Annotated in this window: 14 protein-coding genes; 10 read left to right on the forward strand and 4 right to left on the reverse strand. The window is 62.5% G+C overall.

Annotated features, from left to right (window positions below; translation table 11 throughout):
* Positions 1–361 precede the first annotated feature (361 nt).
* Entirely contained in the window at positions 362–3,730 is a 3,369-nt protein-coding gene (hsdR, locus tag DND132_RS02845) for a type I restriction-modification system endonuclease (RefSeq protein WP_014321200.1), read from the reverse strand.
* A gap of 422 nt (positions 3,731–4,152) precedes the next feature.
* Here hsdR and DND132_RS02850 point away from each other — a divergent pair, with 422 nt between their 5' ends.
* Positions 4,153–4,443, forward strand: coding sequence for a hypothetical protein (locus DND132_RS02850; protein ID WP_014321201.1), 291 nt, complete (start codon positions 4,153–4,155; stop codon positions 4,441–4,443).
* Positions 4,444–4,686: 243 nt separating this feature from the next.
* Here the strand turns inward: DND132_RS02850 and DND132_RS02855 are convergent, their stop codons facing one another.
* Entirely contained in the window at positions 4,687–5,007 is a 321-nt protein-coding gene (locus DND132_RS02855) for a TIGR03905 family TSCPD domain-containing protein (protein WP_238528315.1), read from the reverse strand.
* A 1,260-nt stretch (positions 5,008–6,267) separates the two neighbouring features.
* Here DND132_RS02855 and DND132_RS02860 point away from each other — a divergent pair.
* The 5 genes from DND132_RS02860 (at position 6,268) to DND132_RS02880 (ending at position 9,369) form a co-directional block, all read left to right on the forward strand.
* Positions 6,268–6,522: a hypothetical protein gene (locus DND132_RS02860; RefSeq protein WP_014321204.1), complete on the forward strand. Its 255-nt coding sequence runs from the start codon at positions 6,268–6,270 to the stop codon at positions 6,520–6,522.
* Positions 6,523–6,701: 179 nt separating this feature from the next.
* The gene (locus DND132_RS02865; RefSeq protein WP_041915904.1) at positions 6,702–7,499 is read left to right on the forward strand and encodes a ZIP family metal transporter; all 798 of its coding nucleotides are present in this window, start codon (positions 6,702–6,704) and stop codon (positions 7,497–7,499) included.
* 105 nt (positions 7,500–7,604) lie between these two features.
* A complete protein-coding gene (locus tag DND132_RS02870; RefSeq protein ID WP_014321206.1) occupies positions 7,605–7,934 on the forward strand; it encodes an MGMT family protein in 330 nt (109 codons plus the stop codon).
* 38 nt (positions 7,935–7,972) lie between these two features.
* The gene (locus DND132_RS02875; RefSeq protein ID WP_014321207.1) at positions 7,973–8,869 is read left to right on the forward strand and encodes a DMT family transporter; all 897 of its coding nucleotides are present in this window, start codon (positions 7,973–7,975) and stop codon (positions 8,867–8,869) included.
* A 53-nt stretch (positions 8,870–8,922) separates the two neighbouring features.
* Complete coding sequence (locus tag DND132_RS02880; RefSeq protein WP_014321208.1) at positions 8,923–9,369, forward strand: DUF1499 domain-containing protein; 447 nt, start codon at positions 8,923–8,925, stop codon at positions 9,367–9,369.
* A 67-nt stretch (positions 9,370–9,436) separates the two neighbouring features.
* Here the strand turns inward: DND132_RS02880 and DND132_RS02885 are convergent, their stop codons facing one another.
* Complete coding sequence (locus DND132_RS02885) at positions 9,437–9,616, reverse strand: ferredoxin (protein WP_014321209.1); 180 nt, start codon at positions 9,614–9,616, stop codon at positions 9,437–9,439.
* 161 nt (positions 9,617–9,777) lie between these two features.
* Between DND132_RS02885 and DND132_RS02890 the strand changes: the two genes are divergently transcribed.
* Positions 9,778–10,509 carry a sulfite exporter TauE/SafE family protein gene (locus tag DND132_RS02890; RefSeq protein WP_014321210.1) on the forward strand — a complete coding sequence of 244 codons (732 nt, stop codon included), beginning with the start codon at positions 9,778–9,780 and terminating at the stop codon, positions 10,507–10,509.
* Positions 10,510–10,665: 156 nt separating this feature from the next.
* Complete coding sequence (locus tag DND132_RS02895) at positions 10,666–12,873, forward strand: CHASE2 domain-containing protein (protein WP_014321211.1); 2,208 nt, start codon at positions 10,666–10,668, stop codon at positions 12,871–12,873.
* Positions 12,874–13,229: 356 nt separating this feature from the next.
* Here the strand turns inward: DND132_RS02895 and DND132_RS02900 are convergent, their stop codons facing one another.
* On the reverse strand, positions 13,230–14,492 hold the full coding sequence (locus tag DND132_RS02900) for an NAD(P)/FAD-dependent oxidoreductase (protein WP_014321212.1): 1,263 nt from the start codon (positions 14,490–14,492) through the stop codon (positions 13,230–13,232).
* Positions 14,493–14,740: 248 nt separating this feature from the next.
* Between DND132_RS02900 and DND132_RS02905 the strand changes: the two genes are divergently transcribed.
* Together DND132_RS02905 and DND132_RS02910 are read left to right on the forward strand one after the other, a co-directional pair.
* The gene (locus DND132_RS02905) at positions 14,741–16,159 is read left to right on the forward strand and encodes a biotin carboxylase N-terminal domain-containing protein (RefSeq protein ID WP_014321213.1); all 1,419 of its coding nucleotides are present in this window, start codon (positions 14,741–14,743) and stop codon (positions 16,157–16,159) included.
* A 4-nt stretch (positions 16,160–16,163) separates the two neighbouring features.
* Positions 16,164–18,410, forward strand: coding sequence for a carboxyl transferase domain-containing protein (locus DND132_RS02910; protein ID WP_014321214.1), 2,247 nt, complete (start codon positions 16,164–16,166; stop codon positions 18,408–18,410).
* The last annotated feature ends 243 nt before the right edge of the window (positions 18,411–18,653 follow it).

The following is an 18,653-nucleotide window of genomic DNA, read 5'->3' on the forward strand; positions in this document are numbered from 1 at the left end:
AGCTTCTTGCCTTCTATGCTAACACGGTGTTTGTTGGCGAAATGCTCCCTAACTGCCGATGCATGCAAAAGCATATCGCAGAAAGGGCATCTGATTTTTATTGTCTGATGGGTGCGCTCGATGTGGACATAAAGGAGGTGGATAGGAACAACTTCGATACAAAATGGACACTTGGCTTTATTCTCCGGCGGGACATTCCAAGGAGCTTTCGACCAGAAATCACGAGGATGATCCCAATTGGTTAACGGTCTGCGATCACTACACGGAGGCTCTTTGCTTATGTCGTCGTACACCTTGTGACGTGGATCTTGATCTGGTTCGGGCTTTGGCGTGGGGTCATGCTTGAGCTTCGTCATAGTCCTTACCCCGCGTCCTGCCACAAGGCGTCATTAAGTTCGCCGAGCACTTCTTCCAACTGACCGTCGAACACCCTGTCCAACCGTCGAAAACCGCCATCCGCTTTGAACTGGCCGCTGTTCAATGCGTCCCTGTCCACGATGGTCTCTTCCAACATCTGTGCGCCGATACGTTCTAACCACTTGCGCTGCGGGTCCGTCCAAGGCCTGCTGGCAAGGATGCGTTCCATGGCCCGTTCGACCCTCTTTTGATAAGGAACAAGCGGAGAACCCAAGGCGAGTTGGCGGATGAAGCCGATGATGGAGGCGGCGATATCCTGATTGGTGGCATCCCGCCAAGCGGTCCGAAGTTTGACCTCGGAATAGCCTTGCTCGTCAAGCAGGAGTTTCAATTCCCGGAGCTGCTGCCGAGTGAGGTCACGGGGCCGTTGCAACACGACCTTGATGGCCGCCACGTCGTTCTTGTGTGTGTCGATGTACTGCCTGAATGCGTCGAGGTAGTCCTTCGGCTTCACACTGTCGCCGTAGCCCCGCTCTTCCCGGAGGACTTCGTCGTCATGGTGGGAGATGAGTTGCTTCGGCCTCTTCCTCATTCTCAGATTGTCCAAGAACGCGCCGAGCCCTTGGAGGCTGGTCAACATCCGGCTTGTGGCCTGCAAATCCGTCTCGGCCAATTTCTGAGCGAATTGTTCGGTATCGTCTCCCGTGATGGTCGTGAACTTCTCCAGGGCATCGCCCTCAAGAAGACGTTTCTTGCGCTGGAACTTGGCTCGGAACTGATCGATGACCGTTTTGCGCACATCATCCGCCTCCGCCTCTTCCAGCTCCTTGATGAGCTGGTCGAACGTGACGGAGGGATTCTGTACCACCGGCTTCATGGTCGAGTAATCCTGAATGGCCGAGTACATATCCACGGCATCGAAGATGCGGAAACACTCCTTGCCGATCTCATCGCACAGCCGGGTCGCCCGGCCCATCATCTGCTCGTAGAGGATGCGGCTGCGGACTCGGCGCAGGAACACGAGGTTGGTGATCTTCGGCACGTCGATGCCCGTGGTCAGCAGGTCCACAGTGACGACCACATTCGGCATCTTCTCGTTCTTGAAGTGCCGGATCAACCCCAGCGGCTTGTCCGCCGTCCCTGTGATCTTGACGATCGCGTCGTCATCAACGGAACCATATTGATCGGCGAACGCCTGCTTGAGCAGGTCCACCACCATGTCGGCATGGCTGTCCGTAGCGCAGAAGATGAGTGTCTTGCCGTCGAATGTCGGATCAAGATGCTTGGCCAGACACTCGCACACGACCTTGTTGAACGGCTCGGTGATGACACGCTTATTGAACTCCTCGATCTCCACCGACACCTCATCGTCGAGATTCCATGTGTCGATCTCCCCGCTCTTCATGTCGAGCACTTCGATTTCTTCCCCGGCCTTCCATGTGATGCCGTCCTCGGCCAAACGCGTGACGATGCGGATGGGCGGCTCATGGTCCACAAGGTAGCCGTCGATGACCGCCTGACGGTATGAGTAAGTATAGACCGGTTCGCCGAAGAGTTCGGTGGTGTGCAGTGCTGGCGTTGCCGTGAGACCGATCCTGACCGCGTCGAAATGGTCGAGTACCCGGCTGTACTTGGAGATATAGTCCCGCTCGCTTCGGAAGGTCAGTTCCGCTTCCGACATGTCCTTGTCGAGATTGTACCCCCGGTGGCACTCGTCCACGATGACGCAGTCATACTGGTCCACAGGCAACGGCTGTTCGCCCTCGCTAGAGAACAGGAGCCGCTTGATCATGCCTTGGATGGTAGCGATCTGAAGCCGGGTGTCCTTGTCAGGCTTGATGTCGCCCAGCTCCTTCACGTCGTAGATGTCATTGAATGTCTGGTGGCTCTCCAACCGGAAATCCTTGAAGGCGTCCGCAGTCTGTTCCCCGAGGGACGTTCGGTCCACGAGGAAGAGCACCCGGCGGAATCGCTTGGCCTTGCAGAGCCGGTAGACCAGCCCGATGCAGGTTCGCGTCTTGCCCGTCCCCGTCGCCATGGCTGTGAGGATGTTGCGCTCACCTTTGGCGATGGCGTCTTCAATGGCTCGGATGGCTTCATGCTGGTAATAGCGCAGATCGAGGTAGTCCGAGGAGTCCTTGGCAAGGGTCTCGTCAGCCTCGGGGATGTCCTGCCCCAACAGCTCAATCAGCCCCTGCGGTGTCGGCCACGCGGTCAGAGGGCGGGCAAGGTTGGTCGGGACACGGGCGTCACGGAACCAGATGCCGCTCTTGGTCCGAACCTGCTTGAGGAACGGTCTGCCATTGGAGGAAAGCAGGAAGGGGACGATATGGTCATCCCACGGCTCGCCTTCAGGAAGTCGCTCCTCCCCCTTGATCACATAGCCCTTGCTGTACCGCTGGGCCTGCTTGATCGCGGCGGAGACATCGACCCGCTTGCGCTTGGCCTCGACCGTCGCGACTGGAGTTATGCCCACAAAGAGGACGTAGTCGGCTGGCCCCGTTGCTGTCGGCCATTCGGCGATGGCGAGATTCCTCCCTTTCTGCGGGCGCACACCGGCCTTGAAAGTGATGCGCTGTGTGTCCGCTTCCCATCCGGCATCACGAAGCTGGTCGTCGATGAGTTTGCGGGTGTCGGCCTCGTCGAGGTCCACCGCATCCTCGGCCACCGTCTTGATGGTCGCCTTGGTGAGGTTGATCTCGTCTTGGCTCTTTTCGGCTGTCTGCCTTTGCAGCTCTCCGAGTCGTTCGGCAAACCGTGCGTTCTCCTGCGTCTGTTGCTGCTCGGTCTCTCGAAGAAGAGCCTCGGTGGTTGAAAGCTGTTGGTAGGCCTCTTCCGCCCTCTGCTGTGCCTCCTGTTGCGCTTGCTCCGTCTCAGCGAGCTGCCTGCGGAGTCGTCCCAGTTCCTCGGCAAGGGCGTCATCTGCTTGTTGTGGTTTGGCGGGAGGCAGAAACGGCCCCGGATCGAATGCCTTGTCCTCACCGAAGGAACGATGGAACCAGATGGCGAGGATGCGGGCAAACCGAAGCGCGTCGAGTGCGTGTTGCGGCTCTCCTTCGAGTTCGTGGGCTGCGACGTTCCCGGCTTTGCGAAGTATGTGGAGGACTTGGTTGATCTTCGGGGTCAGGAGGCCTTCATCATCGAGGCGGCGAATGATGCGGAGGGCGGTGTCTCCCTCGTAGATGGGGACGGCGGATCGGACGGCCACCTGCTTCGTGAGCAGTTCACCAAAGAGACGCACCTTGAACAGGGCGGCATTCGGGTCCGCGAATACCAGCCGTTCGGCCTGCGCTGCACACTTGAGCAGCAGCTCGTCATGCTCTGCGAGGAACCAGAAGTTCGGTGATTGGATGGTGTCGCTTGTCCGGTCCATTGGCATTCTCCAGTCCAACATGGCGAGAAACATCGCGAACCTACAACAGAACGCCCGATAAAGGAAGTTCTTGAGCTTGACAAACTCGGACCATTTTCGGACCATCTACCCAGATCAGCAACCGCTGTTAGCGGAACCGACCACACGGCAAGACCTTGCCGTTTATGAAGGAAGGTGAGGGAGATGCGAGGCCGATCCGGTCTCGGCGACGAGAGAGTGTCGCATTCTCCCACCCTCTCCGCCATATTTCTCAAGACGAATCCCGGCAGCACCCTGCCGGGATTTGTTTTTTATCCCACGCCACATCAACCGTTCCTATTCTGTAGACAACACGGTCTTTCATCCTATTTACCCCTCTCCTCCCCCCCAATCACCCAACCCCAGGATTGCTTCCCGCTCAAGAACATTATAGAGGGGTGGCCATGAGTTACCCGCATGAAGCAAGAGCTGTTGAGGATGTGGTGGCGCAGGCCGCGCGGCATATCGGGCACCATGGCGGCCTGGCCGGGGATTGGTATGTCGGCATCGAGGAAAAGGGGTCGGACCGGGACAGCCGGAACGACCGCTGCCTGATGAATTACCTGCTGGCCTCGGAAGACGACGCCAAGACGGCCATGTCGCGGCTGCTCGACCGGGGGCTGCAGGCCGACGACGAGTACGGGGCCGAGCCGACCATTCTGTTCATCTACACCAGGAAAAAGAAGGCGGCCTGAGGCGGCCCGACGCCCTTTTGGTCCGCCGCCAGGCAGATTGCGACGGCACTGCGCCGCCCGTGTGATCCGCCGCCAGGCACGGCAAAGACATCGATGCTCCGCCTAGGTGCACCGGCACCCGGCGCGTCCTCGCCGCCGTCCACCCCTTCGCCCCCTTTCATCGACCATAAAAAAAGGACCGACGGTCGCCCGCCGGTCCCTGTGCGCTCCGCCGCTGCCGGTTCGAACCGGCGGCGCGGAGGGCTAGCTGGACGTGTGCTTGTTCTTGTATTCCTGGAGGGCGTGGCAGAACTGGTCCACGCAGGAGGTGGACTTGGAGCCGCAGGTGATGCCGCTGAAACGGTCCAGGACGAAATCGACGTTCATGCCCTCGATCATGGCGGCGATGGCCTTGAGGTTGCCCTCGCAACCGCCGGAGAAGTTGACGTAATCGATGCTGCCGTTGTCCACGACGAAGTCGATTTCCTTGGTGCAGACGCTCCCTTCCGGGATGAAGTGTTCGACCCGTGCGCGGGGGCCGGGCACAGTGCGCATGGGAGCGGCCTGACGATGTGCGTTATCCATTGTATTCAATCCATTTCCTTTTACGGTTCAAGCCGGACGAACCGGCTATAATACACGCCCCATGCCGCGACGGCGGCCCCTGCGGGCCAATGCGGCCGCCCTCCTCCGGCATGTCCCGAATTGGGGACACGGGAGGACGCGGCGCGTCGTCCGTGGGCACGGAGACGATTCCTCAAGGCAATTGCGGGAACGTTGCACATCGACGCAAACGACCATGCAAAATGGTTCCGACAACCAGGAGCCCGCGTTTGGGCAGGCCCCGCTCGTTCCCGCAGCGGAGGGAGAGGTTATCAACCTCTGCTGAAAACATCTCGGACACGGCCGCCCGGCGCGAACAGCCCGGCGAACACCCTATGATACAACCAGAAGATCATGGGCACTGCCGAACCGAACGCTTGTGCTTTATTTCTCAAGCCCTACCTGAGACGAAGCGCAAACCGGACAAACGCATGTCATTGAACTCTCTCCACCAAGTGGCGAATGACGGGCTTTTCCCGCTCGCCGGGGAGTTGAACTACAGAAAGTCGATACCCCTGTCAAACCTCAATTGTGAAACATGGAACATTTTTTCCTACCGATCTTGCAGGTAATTGCCCAGACCAGGGGCAATCCCCCGACATGTTTAAAAAAAAGCATTATTAATCAAATTGTTATAGTTTATGTCGCGGACTTTTCCCGCCTTCGTCATTTTCCCTGGATGAACATCTTCCTCGACACCCCTCGTTTTATCATTTCCCGACAAGGCCGGGCGGAGCTCCGGGAAGGACGACCGGCCAACCATGCCCGAAAAGGCTTCACACTGCTTGTATCGCCCTTTCGTTTACGAGGGGGAACGATGCGCACATGTGCATCGGTGCCGCGACGGCAGGCACGATGGCCTCCACAGGAGGAGATGAAAGGCGCAGGGAACCGGACCGGGCGGAGGGCCGGCGCGGCGCATCCGCCGAATCGACCGCCCCCGCCTCGACCGGCCCACCGGCCGCGAAATTCCCATGGCCGGACGCTTTGCATTTGCCGCGCGATGGGCTACAAGGGGGCTGATCGCACGAAGGCTGCTCGCTGTTCCGGGATCGATTCCCCAGGTGCGTCCATAGGACGCGCGTGCGGAATGGGAGCCGCCATGTTCCGTCATCACCCCCTTCGACTCCACGCCCCCCATTCCGTCGCGGCCCGCCGCGCCACGGCCGGTTCACCGTCCGCGCGCCCCCTTTGACCCGGGACGGCTTGCCCCACTCAACCCAATCATTCGGAGAAAAAACCATGGACCCGTATATCGCAGCAACCAACGGCGTGGTCATGATCATCCTGATCATCCTCCTGGTCATCCTGTCCTTCTGCCTGATCTTCGCCCCCCTGTTCATCTGGAAATGGACCAAGGCTACCAGGAACGAGGTCACGCGGCTCAACGCCAACCTCATCGTCCTGGTGACCATGCTCAAGCGGTGGGAAAATCGCTACCTTCTGGTGGACGGCGAACAGAGCCCGGACCACAAGGAGGAACGGGTGTTCAAGTAGCCAGTGCCGGGACGCCCCGGCAACGGCCCGCCCCAACCCGCCCGTCCGGACCGCTTTCCGCGGCCGTTTTTCTCCTTGTCCCCGGCCTCCTTCGATCGTACATTCCCTATCGTCCACAGCCCATTCCGTCCGACAGGAACAGTCTTCAGCCACAGGAGATTCGTCGCGTGCACTGGTTCATGGAGCAAAACGCCGTCTTTCAGGCCTTCCTGGCCACCCTGTTCACCTGGGGCGTGACCGCCCTGGGCGCGGCCCTGGTCTTCACGGCCAGGGACATCTCCAAGCGGACCCTGGACATCATGCTCGGGTTCGCCGGAGGCGTGATGATGGCCGCCAGCTACTGGTCGCTCCTGGCCCCGGCCCTGGAGATGAGCGGGGACATGGGAACCTGGGCCTTTGTCCCGGCCGCCGTGGGATTCGTGCTCGGCGCGTCCTTCCTCCGGCTGGTGGATATGGTCCTGCCCCACCTGCACCTGAACGCGCCCCTGTCCGAGGCGGAGGGCGTCAAGACCAACTGGCGGCGCAGCACCCTGCTGGTCACGGCCATCACCCTGCACAACATCCCCGAGGGGCTGGCCGTGGGCGTGGCCTTCGGGGCCGTGGCCGCCGGGCTCGACTCCGCCAGCCTGGCCGGGGCCGTGTCCCTGGCGCTGGGCATCGGCATCCAGAATTTCCCCGAGGGCACGGCCGTGTCCGTACCCCTGCGCCGCGAGGGCATGTCGCGCACGAAGGCGTTCCTGTACGGCCAGGCCTCGGGCATGGTCGAGCCCGTGGCCGCCGTGCTCGGCGCGGCCGCCGTGCTGGTGGCCCGGCCCCTGCTGCCCTACGCCCTGGCCTTTGCCGCCGGGGCCATGATCTTCGTGGTCGTGGAGGAGGTCATCCCGGAATCCCAGTCCTCGGGCAACGGCGACCTGGCCACCATGGGCGTGGTCTTCGGCTTCACCCTGATGATGATCCTGGACGTGGCCCTGGGTTAGGGGCCGACCGCCCGGTCGGCACCGGCGCGTGCGGGGCCGTTGGCGGAAATGCCCGGCTGCCCCGGCCGTCTTGCCTCAAGGCGGTCCTGCGGTGTATCAAGCCCCATGCCCTCCCCGTTCACCGAAAAGATCATCGAGACCATCCGGGCCATCCCCGAGGGGCGCGTGTGCACCTACGGGACCGTGGCCGCCCTGGCGGGCAACCGCCGGGGGGCGCGCCAGGTGTCCAGGGTGCTGCACTCCAGCTCGCGCAAGGAGAACCTGCCCTGGCACCGGGTGATCAACCGCGAGGGGCGGATCTCCCTGGACCGGTTTCAGGGGTACGAGGAGCAGAAACGGCTGCTCCTGGCCGAGGGCGTGTCCTTCGACGACACGGACCGCATCGACCTGGTCCGCTTCGGCTGGCGTCCCATCCCGGCGGACGCGGGCGCTTAGCGATTGCCAAGCGGTCCCGGTTCGTCTATTCCTCTCCGATGCCCGGCAACCGCCCCCTGGGATTCCTCTTCGCCCTGCTCGCCGTGACCATATGGTCCGGCAACTTCCTCATCGCCAGCGGATTCGTCAACGACATCCCGCCCGTGACCCTGGCCGCCCTGCGCTGGGTGACGGCCACGGCCGTGTTCCTGCCCTTTGCCCGGCGGGACATGCAGCGGGACATGCAGGCCCTGCTCGACAACCGCTGGGAACTCCTGGTGGCGGCCGTGACCGGCGTGACCCTGTTCAACACCCTGGTCTACGTCAGCGCGCGGACCACCGAGGCCGTGAACATGGCCCTGTTCGCCTCCACGACCCCGGTCTTCGTGGTCATCCTGGCCCGCATCTTCCTCAAGGAGCGCATCTCCCTGTTGCGCGGGGCCGGGCTGGTCATCGCCATCGCGGGCATGCTGGCCATCGCCACGCGGGGGAGCCTCGGGGTCCTCCTGCACATGACCTTCCGCGCGGGCGATCTGGTCATGCTCCTGGCCGGGTTCCTGTGGGCCGTGTACTCCATCCTGGTCAAGCGCAAGCCCGCCGCCGTCAGCCGCAACGCCTACCTCGGCGCGACCTTTCTCCTGGGGACCCTCCCGCTCATCCCTGCGGCGCTGCTGGAAAACTGCTTCGCCCCGGCCTGGACCCTGACCCCGGCCGTGCTCGGCGCGGTCCTGTACATCGGCATCCTGGCCTCGCTGGTGGCGTTCTTCCTCTGGAATTCCGCCATCATGCACATCGGACCGGGCAACGCCGCCCTGTTTCAGTACTTCATGCCGGTCTTCAGCGGCATCGGGGCCTGGTTCCTGCTCGGCCAGCCCGTGACCACGGTCCACGGCGTGGGGTTCGTGCTCATCTTCAGCGGCGTTGTCATGGCCACCCGCCCACAGCGCCCTGCCTGATTTCACGGGATAGGGGTTGCTTTTTCACCGGGTTTCGCCATAGATTGACGACCATGAAACAGCTATTCGTGACCGCCCTTCTCGCCCTGGCCCTGGCCGCCCTCTTCGCCTGCTCCACCAAGGCCCCGGACCTGGGCATGAGCGAAGGCAAGTTCGCCGTCTGTCCGCCCGACCTCGACTGCGTCTCCTCCCAGGCCACCGACGACAAACACCGGATCGAGCCCATCCGGGCCACGGGCGATCCCGACAAGGTCATGGTCGATCTGGGCACGGCCGTGGAGTCCGTCTTCGGCGGCAAGGTGCTCCTGACCGAGGGCAACTACCTGCGCGCCGAGTTCAAGAGCCGCATGCTGCGCACCATGGACGACGCCGAGTTCTTCTACGACCAACAGGCGGGCCTGATCCAGGTCCACGCCGTGTCCAGAGGCGAGGCCTTCAACTTCTCGGACAGCCGCGACCGCATCGAAGAGGTCCGGATGATCTTCGAAAACATGCAATAGCCGTTTCCCGCAGACAAAAAAAAGACCGCCTTTCCGGGCGGTCTTTTTTTTGGGCCAAACCGAACGTCTATTTGGAAATGGCCTCGTTGGGACAGGTCTCGATGGCCTCGTCCACACAGGCCAGGGTGGAATCCGGGGCGATGACCGTGGCCTTTTCCCCGTCGGCATCCATTTCAAAGACTTCGGGGCAGATCTCCACGCAGGATTCACAACCGATGCATTCATCATGATCAATAACAATGGCCATAGCTCAACCTCCTGAGATACTGGGATTTGTTAAAAATGGAGTCCCATTTGCCCATACGTATACCCCGCGAGCCAATTTGGTGGCAACTGTTTTTCGGGACAATCCACCGAAACGCCAAATCCCCGTTGGCAGTCCGGGACAAATGCAGTACTCCACGGTCCATGCTGGAAACAATCGCCATCGTCTTCATCGTGCTCGCCGCCGCCTTCCTCCAGGGGCTGACCGGGTTCGGCTTCGGGCTCATCGCCCTGCCCCTGTTCGGGTTCTTCCTGGACATCAAGACCAGCGTGCCCCTGATGGTTCTCCTGGCGGTGATCATCAGCCTCTACCTCGCCGTCCGCCTGCGCAAAAGCATCCATCTCCAATGCACTTTCACACTGATGGCCGCCAGCATCCTCGGCATCCCTCTGGGCGTCTACGCGCTCAGGCAGATCCCGACCAGGGGACTGTCCGTTGGCGTGGGCGTCATCATAGTCGCCTTCACCAGCTACCAGTTCCTGGTCCGGCCCGAGCCCCGTACCTTCGGCAAACGGATGACCGTCCTGGCCGGGTTCTGCTCGGGACTGCTCGGCGGCAGCCTGGGCGTGGGCGGCCCGCCGGTCATCATCTACACCGCCCTGCAACCCTGGACCAAGGATCAGACCAAGGCCACCCTGGCCTGCTTCTTCGCCCTGTCCGGCCTGGCCATCATCATCGTCCAGGCCGCGTCCGGCATGATCACAAGCGAGGTCCTGCACCTCTACGGCCTGAGCCTGCCCGCCCTGCTCATCGGCATCTTTCTCGGCACCAAGGCCTACGAACGCCTCTCGGACCGTGGCTACCGGCAGCTGGCCTTGGTCCTGGTCTTCCTGCTCGGCTGCATGATGCTCTACCGGAACATCCTGCCCATATAAGCGCAACGCATTGAAATAACGAATAATCATTCCAGCACCGGTCGTCGCGCGCCGCCCGCTGTCCGATTTTACGGCGAGCGCCGCGACTTTTTCTTTATAAGCGGATGGTTATCTGTAATAACAGGGAACACGTACAAACCACTGCGGCCGGTAGCCATGCGTGAACTGCTGAAACGATTGTTCAAGAGGGACCAGCTGATACTCCTGGGAGCGGGCGTATCGGTCACGGTCATCATGATCGCGCTGTTCCTCAGCCAACCGAAATTCCTGCACCTGCTCAACCTGAAGATCTACGACAACTACCTGCGCCAGTATCACCAGCCCGCCGCCACCCAGGTGCCGGTGATCATCGACCTGGACGAGAAGAGCCTGGCCGAACTGGGCCAGTGGCCCTGGCCGCGCTACCGGGTGGCCCTGCTGCTCAAGTACCTGACCGCCTACGGCGCCGTGGCCGTGGCCTCGGACGTCATTTTCAGCGAACCGGACCGGACCTCCCCGATGGTCATGCAGGCCGACGTCAGGCGCGAGCTGCACATCGACATGCGTTTCGAGGGGCTGCCCAGGGACCTCATGGATTACGACAGGCTGCTGGCCTACAATCTCAAGGACGGGCCCTACACCCTCGGGTTCGACTTCAGCCGCGACAGGGCCGTCGCCAACAACGATTGCTGCGTACGGCCCGCCCGGACGGCCGTCCTGTCGCCGCCCGGCGCGCCGTCGCCCCACGACTGCCTGCCCGAGGGCGACCGGATGATCTGCCCCATCCCGGTCCTGGCCGAGGCGGCCCCGGAGAGCGGCTTCATCACCATCACCCCGGACCTGGACTCCGTGTACCGCCGGGTGCCCCTGCTCTACAGCCACGACGGACAGATTTACGCCAGCCTGGCCCTGGCCACCCTCATGCAGGCCACGGGCGAAAAGAACATCATCATCAAGATGTCGCCCGTGGGCATCGAATCCATCAAGTTCAACGACGTGGTCGTCCCCACGGACGCCGGCGGGCAGATGCTCATCAACTACCGCGGCCCCATGCGGACCTTCGAATACATCTCGGCCGCGGACGTCCTCGCCCGCAAGCTGGCGCCCGGCTCCCTGCGCGGCAGGATCGCCTTCATCGGTACCTCGGCCTCGGGGCTCAAGGACATCCGGGCCACGCCGCTGGACCCCGGCTTCCCCGGCGTTGAGGCCCACGCCACCATCGTGGACAATATCCTGTCCAAACAGATCCTCTCGGTGCCGGACTGGGCGCCGGGCCTGGAGTTCCTGGGCATGCTGGCGGGCGGACTGGTGACCACCTTCCTGCTCATGTGGGCCCGCGCCTCGTGGATCATCCTGCCCCTGCTCGGCATGGGCTGCGCCATGTGGTACGGATCCGTGCTCTTCTACAGGGAGCAAAACCTCTTCATCTCGCCCATGTACTCCTACCTGACCCTGGGCCTGACCTTCATCACCCTGACCCTGATCAAATTCTGGCGCGAGGAGACCGCCAAACGGTACATCCACGGGGCCTTCGCCCACTACCTCGCCCCGTCGGTCATCTCGCAGATCATGGACAACCCGGACGCCCTGTCCCTGGACGGCCAGGAAAAGAACATCACCATCCAGTTCTCGGACGTGCGCAACTTCACCTCCCTGTCCGAAAAACTCTCGCCCACCCAGGTCACGGACCTGCTCCACGACTACCTGACGCCCATGACCCGGATCATCACCGAAAACGAGGGCACCCTGGACAAGTTCATCGGCGACGCGGTCATGGCCTTCTGGAACGCCCCCCTGGACATCGAAAACCATCAGGAAAAATCCCTGCGCGCCGCCCTGGCCCAGCAGCGCAGACTCGAGGAACTGAACAAGGTGTTTCTCGAAAAATACGGCTTCGCCATCGCCGTGGGCATCGGCATTCACTGCGGCCCGGTGCGTGTGGGCAACATGGGCTCCAGCGACCTCTTCGACTACACCCTCATCGGCGACAACGTGAACCTCGCCTCGCGCCTGGAGGGACTGACCAAGTACTACGGCCAGAAGATCGTGGTCAGCCAGGCCATCCGCGACGCCTGCCCGGACGGCCACTACTTCCGCATCCTCGACAACGTGCGGGTCAAGGGCAAGAAAGAGCCCGTGACCATCTATACCGTGTACGCCCCGGAAGAGGCCGAAGCGCGGCGCGACGAACTCGCCCTCCACGAACGCGCCCACCAGGCCTACGTGGACCGCGACTTCGAAACCGCCGAAACCCTGTTCCGCCAACTGCGCGGATACGGAAGGGACACCATCCTCTGCGACCTGTACATCGAACGCTGCGAACACCTCCAAACCGAACCGCCCGCCTGCGACTGGGACTGCGTCTTCACGCACAAGACGAAATAGGAGGATGCCTCCGGCGGCCAGGGGGGAAGGGGAGAGAGAGGGAACCCTTTGGAAAGGGTTCCCCTCTCTCTCCCCTTCCCCCCTGGACCCCCCAACCCCACTCTCTCCCTCCTAAACTTTTCAGCGCCGCTTCGCGGGGTGGGTAGCGGAAGATTTATTCTGTTACTGAGATATTATGGATGCGATGTGGAGTCGAAAAGACGCACGGAGTCTGCGCCCATTCGGCCTCCGCAAAGCGGCGCCAAAAGTTTTGGAGAGCCAGAGAACCTTTTTCAAAAGGTTCTCTGGCCGCCGGAGGCGAAAAAAAAGGGCCGCCCTGCGGGGCGGCCCTTTTCGATTTGTTCAGATGACCCGGTCTAGGGGTTGTTCATCATGGCTTCGATGAAGCTGTCGGGCCAGAGGGCCGGGGAAGGGTCGCCTTCCATGAGCCGTTCCTTGCCCGCCTCGTCCAGTTCGAAGCCGTTCTTGATGAAACTGGTGTAGAACCCGGCCGCGTCGATGGCCCCGATGAGGATGCATCCGGCGAGCACGTTGTTCTTGAAGATGAGCTTGCGGTAGATCGAGTTGTCGCGGTCCAGGAATACGGCGGTTTCGTAGTTGTCGTCGTCGGCCAGGTTGGTCTCGCCCACGGAGATGGTCGGCAGGCCGTAGTAGGTGATGGAGTTCATGGACAGGCCGCCGGTGTACGGGGTTTCGGCCCCGGCCATGTTGCGGCCCGCGTAGCGACCCTGGGTGTAGGCGTTGGGCCAGATGGGCCGGACCGTGTATTCGCCGGTCAGCAGGTCCTTGGCCTCGGCCACGTCGCCGGCGGCGAAGATGTCCGCATCGGAGGTGGCCATGTAGTCGTTCACGCGGATGCCCTTCTCGGTGGTCAGTCCGGCCTGGACGGCCAGTCCCATGTTCGGGCGCACGCCAGCGGCCACGATGACCACGTCCGCCGGAACGAGCCCCTGGTCGGTCTCCACGCCCTTGATGGCGCCGTCCTTGTAGCGGACGATCTCCTTGGTGGCCGTGCCCTGCATGAAGCGGATGCCGTTCTTTTCCAGGTGGTTGACGATGAGTTCGCCGGCGGTCTCGTCGAAGTAGGTGCGCATGATCCGGGAGCGGACCACGATGGTCACGTCCACGCCCTTCTCGGCGAACCCTTCGGCGGCCTTGAGGGCGATGAGGCCCGCGCCGATGACCACGACCTTCTTGACCTTGTCCACCAGGTCCTTGAGGGTCTCGGCATGGGCCACGGTGGTGAAATTGTACACGCCGGGTCCATCGATGCCCGGCATATTCGGCTTGACCGGGGTGCCGCCCGTGGCCAGCAGCAGCTTGTCGTAGTTGATCCGGTCGCCGCAGTCGAGGGTCAGGACCTTTCCGGCCGGGTCCACGGACAGGACGCGGGAGCCCAGCCGCATGGTCACCCCGTTCCGCTCGTAAAACTCCTCGGGGCGGAACGGCAGGGTCTCGAACTTGATCTTGTCCGAGAGATAATAGGAAATGAGCGGGCGGCCGTAGGTCGGCACGGTCTCGTCACTGACGACCGTGATGGTCCCGGTCTTGTCGTGCTGGCGAATGCCCTCGATGGCGCCGATGGCCGAAACACCATTTCCTACAATAACGTAATCCATGCGGAACTCCTCCTGATCCAGGTCTCAAGGCGTTGACAAATCTGACAAACCCGAGTCGTCAAAACTTGCCGGACCGACTTTCTACACATTTTTTAGTAAAAAATCCATAGATAATAATTAAAACGGGTGTTTCAAGATAACCTATTGATATAAAAAGATAAACGTATCGGCAAAAGATTTGCCAGAAGGAGGAAGAAACGGTATTTAGGGCTCCGCCAAAACCACATCAGAACACGAGAATTCACGACGTGAGCATAGACGGACACAAGATACTCATTGCCAACCGGGGCGAGATCGCCGTGCGGATCATGGAGGCATGTTCCGACCTCGGCCTGCCCTTCGCGGCCCTGTACACCGAAGAGGACTCCCAGTCCGGCCACCTGGACGTGGCCCGCCGACTGGGCGGGGAGAAATCCCTGTACCGCATCCACAACTACCTCGACGCCGGGGACATCCTGTCCGTGGCCGATGAGGCCGGGGCCACGGCCATCCATCCCGGATACGGCTTCTTTTCCGAAAACTACCGGTTCGCCCGGCGCGTGGTCCAGCGGGACCGCGCCATGACCTTCATCGGACCCTCCTGGGAGGTCATCCGCGACCTGGGCGACAAGATCAACACCAAGCGCATCGCCCGCACCCTGGGCGTGCCCACGGTGCCCGGCTCGGACCGGGCCATCTACGACGAGCTGGAGGCCGAGGCCATCGCCGAAAGCCTGTTCGAGTTCCAGGCCAAGATGGGCATAAACAGGCCCGTGGTCCTGGTCAAGGCCTCGGCGGGCGGCGGCGGCATGGGCATCGACGAGTGCGAGGACATGGCCCGCTTCCGCCAGACCTACCGGCGCATCCGCAACTACTCCCTGCGGACCTTCAACGACGAGGGCGTGCTCATCGAGCAGCGGGTCTTCAACTTCAACCACCTGGAAGTGCAGATCGTGTCCGACCGGTCCGGGACCAACCCGGTCCACTTCGGCACGCGCAACTGCTCGGTCCAGTCGCCCGGCCTGCAAAAACGCATCGAGGTGGCCCCCGGCTTCTGGCCCCAAGGGTTCGCCTATTCGTTCGACGCCCAGAAGGTGCTCGACGACATCACCGGCTACTCCCTGTCCATCGCCAAGGAGATCAAGTACGACAACGTGGGCACCTGGGAGTGGATCGTGACCCCCAACGGCGATCCGTTCCTCATGGAGGTGAACACCCGCATCCAGGTGGAGAACGGCGTGTCGGCCTGCATCAGTTCGGTCAGGGGCGACCGCGACGTGAACCTCATCCGCGAGCAGATCCGGATCGGCTTGGGCGACCCCCTGGGCTACACCCAGGACGACGTCACCTTCGACGGCGTGGGCATCGAATACCGGCTCATCGCCGAGGACACCGAGAACGGCTTCACCCCCTGGGTGGGCCGCATCGAGGAGCTCAAGTGGCAGGAGCGGGACTGGCTGACCGTGCACACCCACGTGCCCACGGATCGCACCTACCAGATTCCCACGGAGTACGACCCCAACCTGGCCCTGGCCATCATCTGGGGCAAGGACCTGGAGGAGGCCAAGGAGCGCGGCCTTCGGTTCCTGAACGACCTGAAGCTGAACGGCTCCGACTCCGCCGGGGGACCCATGAAGTCGAACGTCCCCTTCCTCCTCGCAAAAACCGCCAACCTCCTCGAATTCTAAGCCTATGAATATAGAAAAAACACTGCAGTCCCTCCTGGGCCGGGTCAACTACGCCCGCGACATCCTGGGCAACAAGTCCCGCCCCGAGCTCGACGCGTTCGCCACGGAGATCAGCGGGTTCCAGGCGAAGAACGCGGACCTGACCGAGGAGCAGACCATCCGGGCCGTTGAGTCCCTGGACAAACGGCTGTCCACCATGGAGACGGCCATCGACGCCCAGCTGACCGCCATGGACAAGGTGCGCATCGTCCGCCACCCCCAACGGGCCAGCCTCAAGGACATCCTCGAGAACGTCTACGACAACTACACCGAGATGGGCGGCCAGGACGAGCACTCCATCGACCCCGGCATGCTCATCGCCCGCGCCTACATCACCCGGCGCCGGGGCAAAAAGATCATCAACCAGCCGGTCATGGTCGTGGGCCAGGAAAAGGGCCACGGCGAGGAGTTCCGCAACGGCGGCTCCATCAAGCCGTGGGGCAACTCCAAGGCGCTCAAGTACATGAAGGTCGCGGCGCGGGAGCAGATCCCCATCCACGCCTACGTGAACACGCCGGGCTCCTACCCCATTGAGGACTTTCCGGGCGCTGCCCAGCAGATCGCGGAAAACATTTACGAAATGGCCGGACTGGACGTGCCCATCGTGGCCATCTTCTCCGAGGGCGGATCGGGCGGCGCCGAGGCCATCGGCATGGCCGACAAACGCCTCATGCTCTCCCACGGCTACTACTCGGTCATCTCGCCCGAGGGCGCGGCGGCCATCGAGGGCCACATCCGGGGCTCCGAACGCGCCCCGGCCGAACTCATCGAGTCCTGCGCCCTGGCCCAGCGGATCACCGCCCAGGACAACCTGGCGGGCGGCTACATCGACGGCATCATCCAGGAGCCTCCGCTGGGCGCCCGGGCCGATCACTTCGACTTCTTCAAGCAGGTCCGCGAGCAGGTCATCCGGGCCACGGACGAGGTGGCCCTCAGCGTGCGGGGCGTGCACCTGTTCCGCGCCGTGGCCCTGCGCCACTTCAAGAAGAACACCGACGTCATCGTCCGCTGGTCCCTGAACGAGAAGGCCCGCGAGCGGCTGGTGGCCAAACGGTTCCGCAAATACCGGCGCATGGCCCAGCAGGCCTACCAGGACAACCGCTCCCTGCTGGAAAAGATGAGCGCCACCAGCTCCGGCATCGTCTCCAACACGACCAGCCTGATCCTGTACGGGCTGATCAAGCCGTTCAAGCAGCGCGTGGAGCGCATCGCGGAGGAGTTCCTGGACGAGGTCCACGTGATCACGGCCAGGTTCTACGCCATGTTCCGGGGGCTGCTGCGCAAGGTCGGCGTCACCTCGGGCATGGACAGGCAGAAGGAGATGGAGCTGACCGGTCTGTCCCAGTCCGAGCCTGAAACGCCCGCCCTGGTCAACGACAGCGACTACGTCTCCCCCCAGGCCCTGGTGGACCGCGAGATCACCTGCCCGCACTCCAAGAAGCGCGGCTGCCTGGACATCTGGGCGCGCGACCTGTTCACCGACTACGCGGGCGTCTGCCCCAACTGCGGCTACAACTTCCCCATGGAGTACCAGTGGTACCTCCACAACGTCTTCGACCGGGGCTCGGTGCGCGAGTTCAACCGGGACATCGCCTCGGGCAACCCGACCAAGTTCCCCAACTTCGACGCCCGCATTGAGGCCGCCAAGAAGAAGACCGGCCTTGAGTCCAGCTGCCTGACCTTCAACGCCACCCTGGAGGGGCTGCGCGTGACCTGCGCCACCCTGGTGGCCAACTTCCGGGGCGGCTCCGTGGGCGCGGCCGAGGGCGAGAAGTTCATCCGCGCCCTGGAACTGGCCCAGACCAAGCACCAGCCCTTCCTGGCCTACATCCACGGCACGGCGGGCATCCGCATCCAGGAGGGCGTCAACGGCCTGATCCAGATGCCCAGGGTGACCATGGCCGTGCGCCGCTACATCGAGGAAGGCGGCCTGTACATCGTGCTCTACGACACCAACTCCTACGCCGGGCCCGTGGCCTCCTTCCTGGGCTGTTCGCCCTACCAGTACGCAGTGCGCTCGTCGCGCATCGGCTTCGCCGGCCCCGGCGTCATCAAGGAGACCACAGGCATGGAGATCCCGCCCAACTACCACAACTGCTACAAGGCCCTGTCCAGGGGCCACATCCAGGGCGTGTGGAGCCGCAAGGATATCCGCAAGAACCTGCACCAGGCCTTCCTGACCATCGGCGGACGGAACCTCTACTACCGCTAACCCCCGCCTCTGATTCGACAAACGAAGGCAGCCCCCACAGGCTGCCTTTTTTTGTCCGCAACCGAATTTTACGCATCCTGACACCGATCGGTAACAACCGAAGCCGCGACGCATGTAACAGATTCGATGCGCAGGTCACCCGGCGGTGCCCGCATCGCCGGTACCCCGGCGAAATGGCGAGACCTCTTGAGCCATGCAATTTCGTCAACACACGATCCGCCCGACTCGACCACAGGGGAATGA

Origin of the sequence: Pseudodesulfovibrio mercurii (genome assembly GCF_000189295.2) — a bacterium.
GTDB classification, from domain to species: Bacteria; Desulfobacterota; Desulfovibrionia; order Desulfovibrionales; family Desulfovibrionaceae; genus Pseudodesulfovibrio; species Pseudodesulfovibrio mercurii.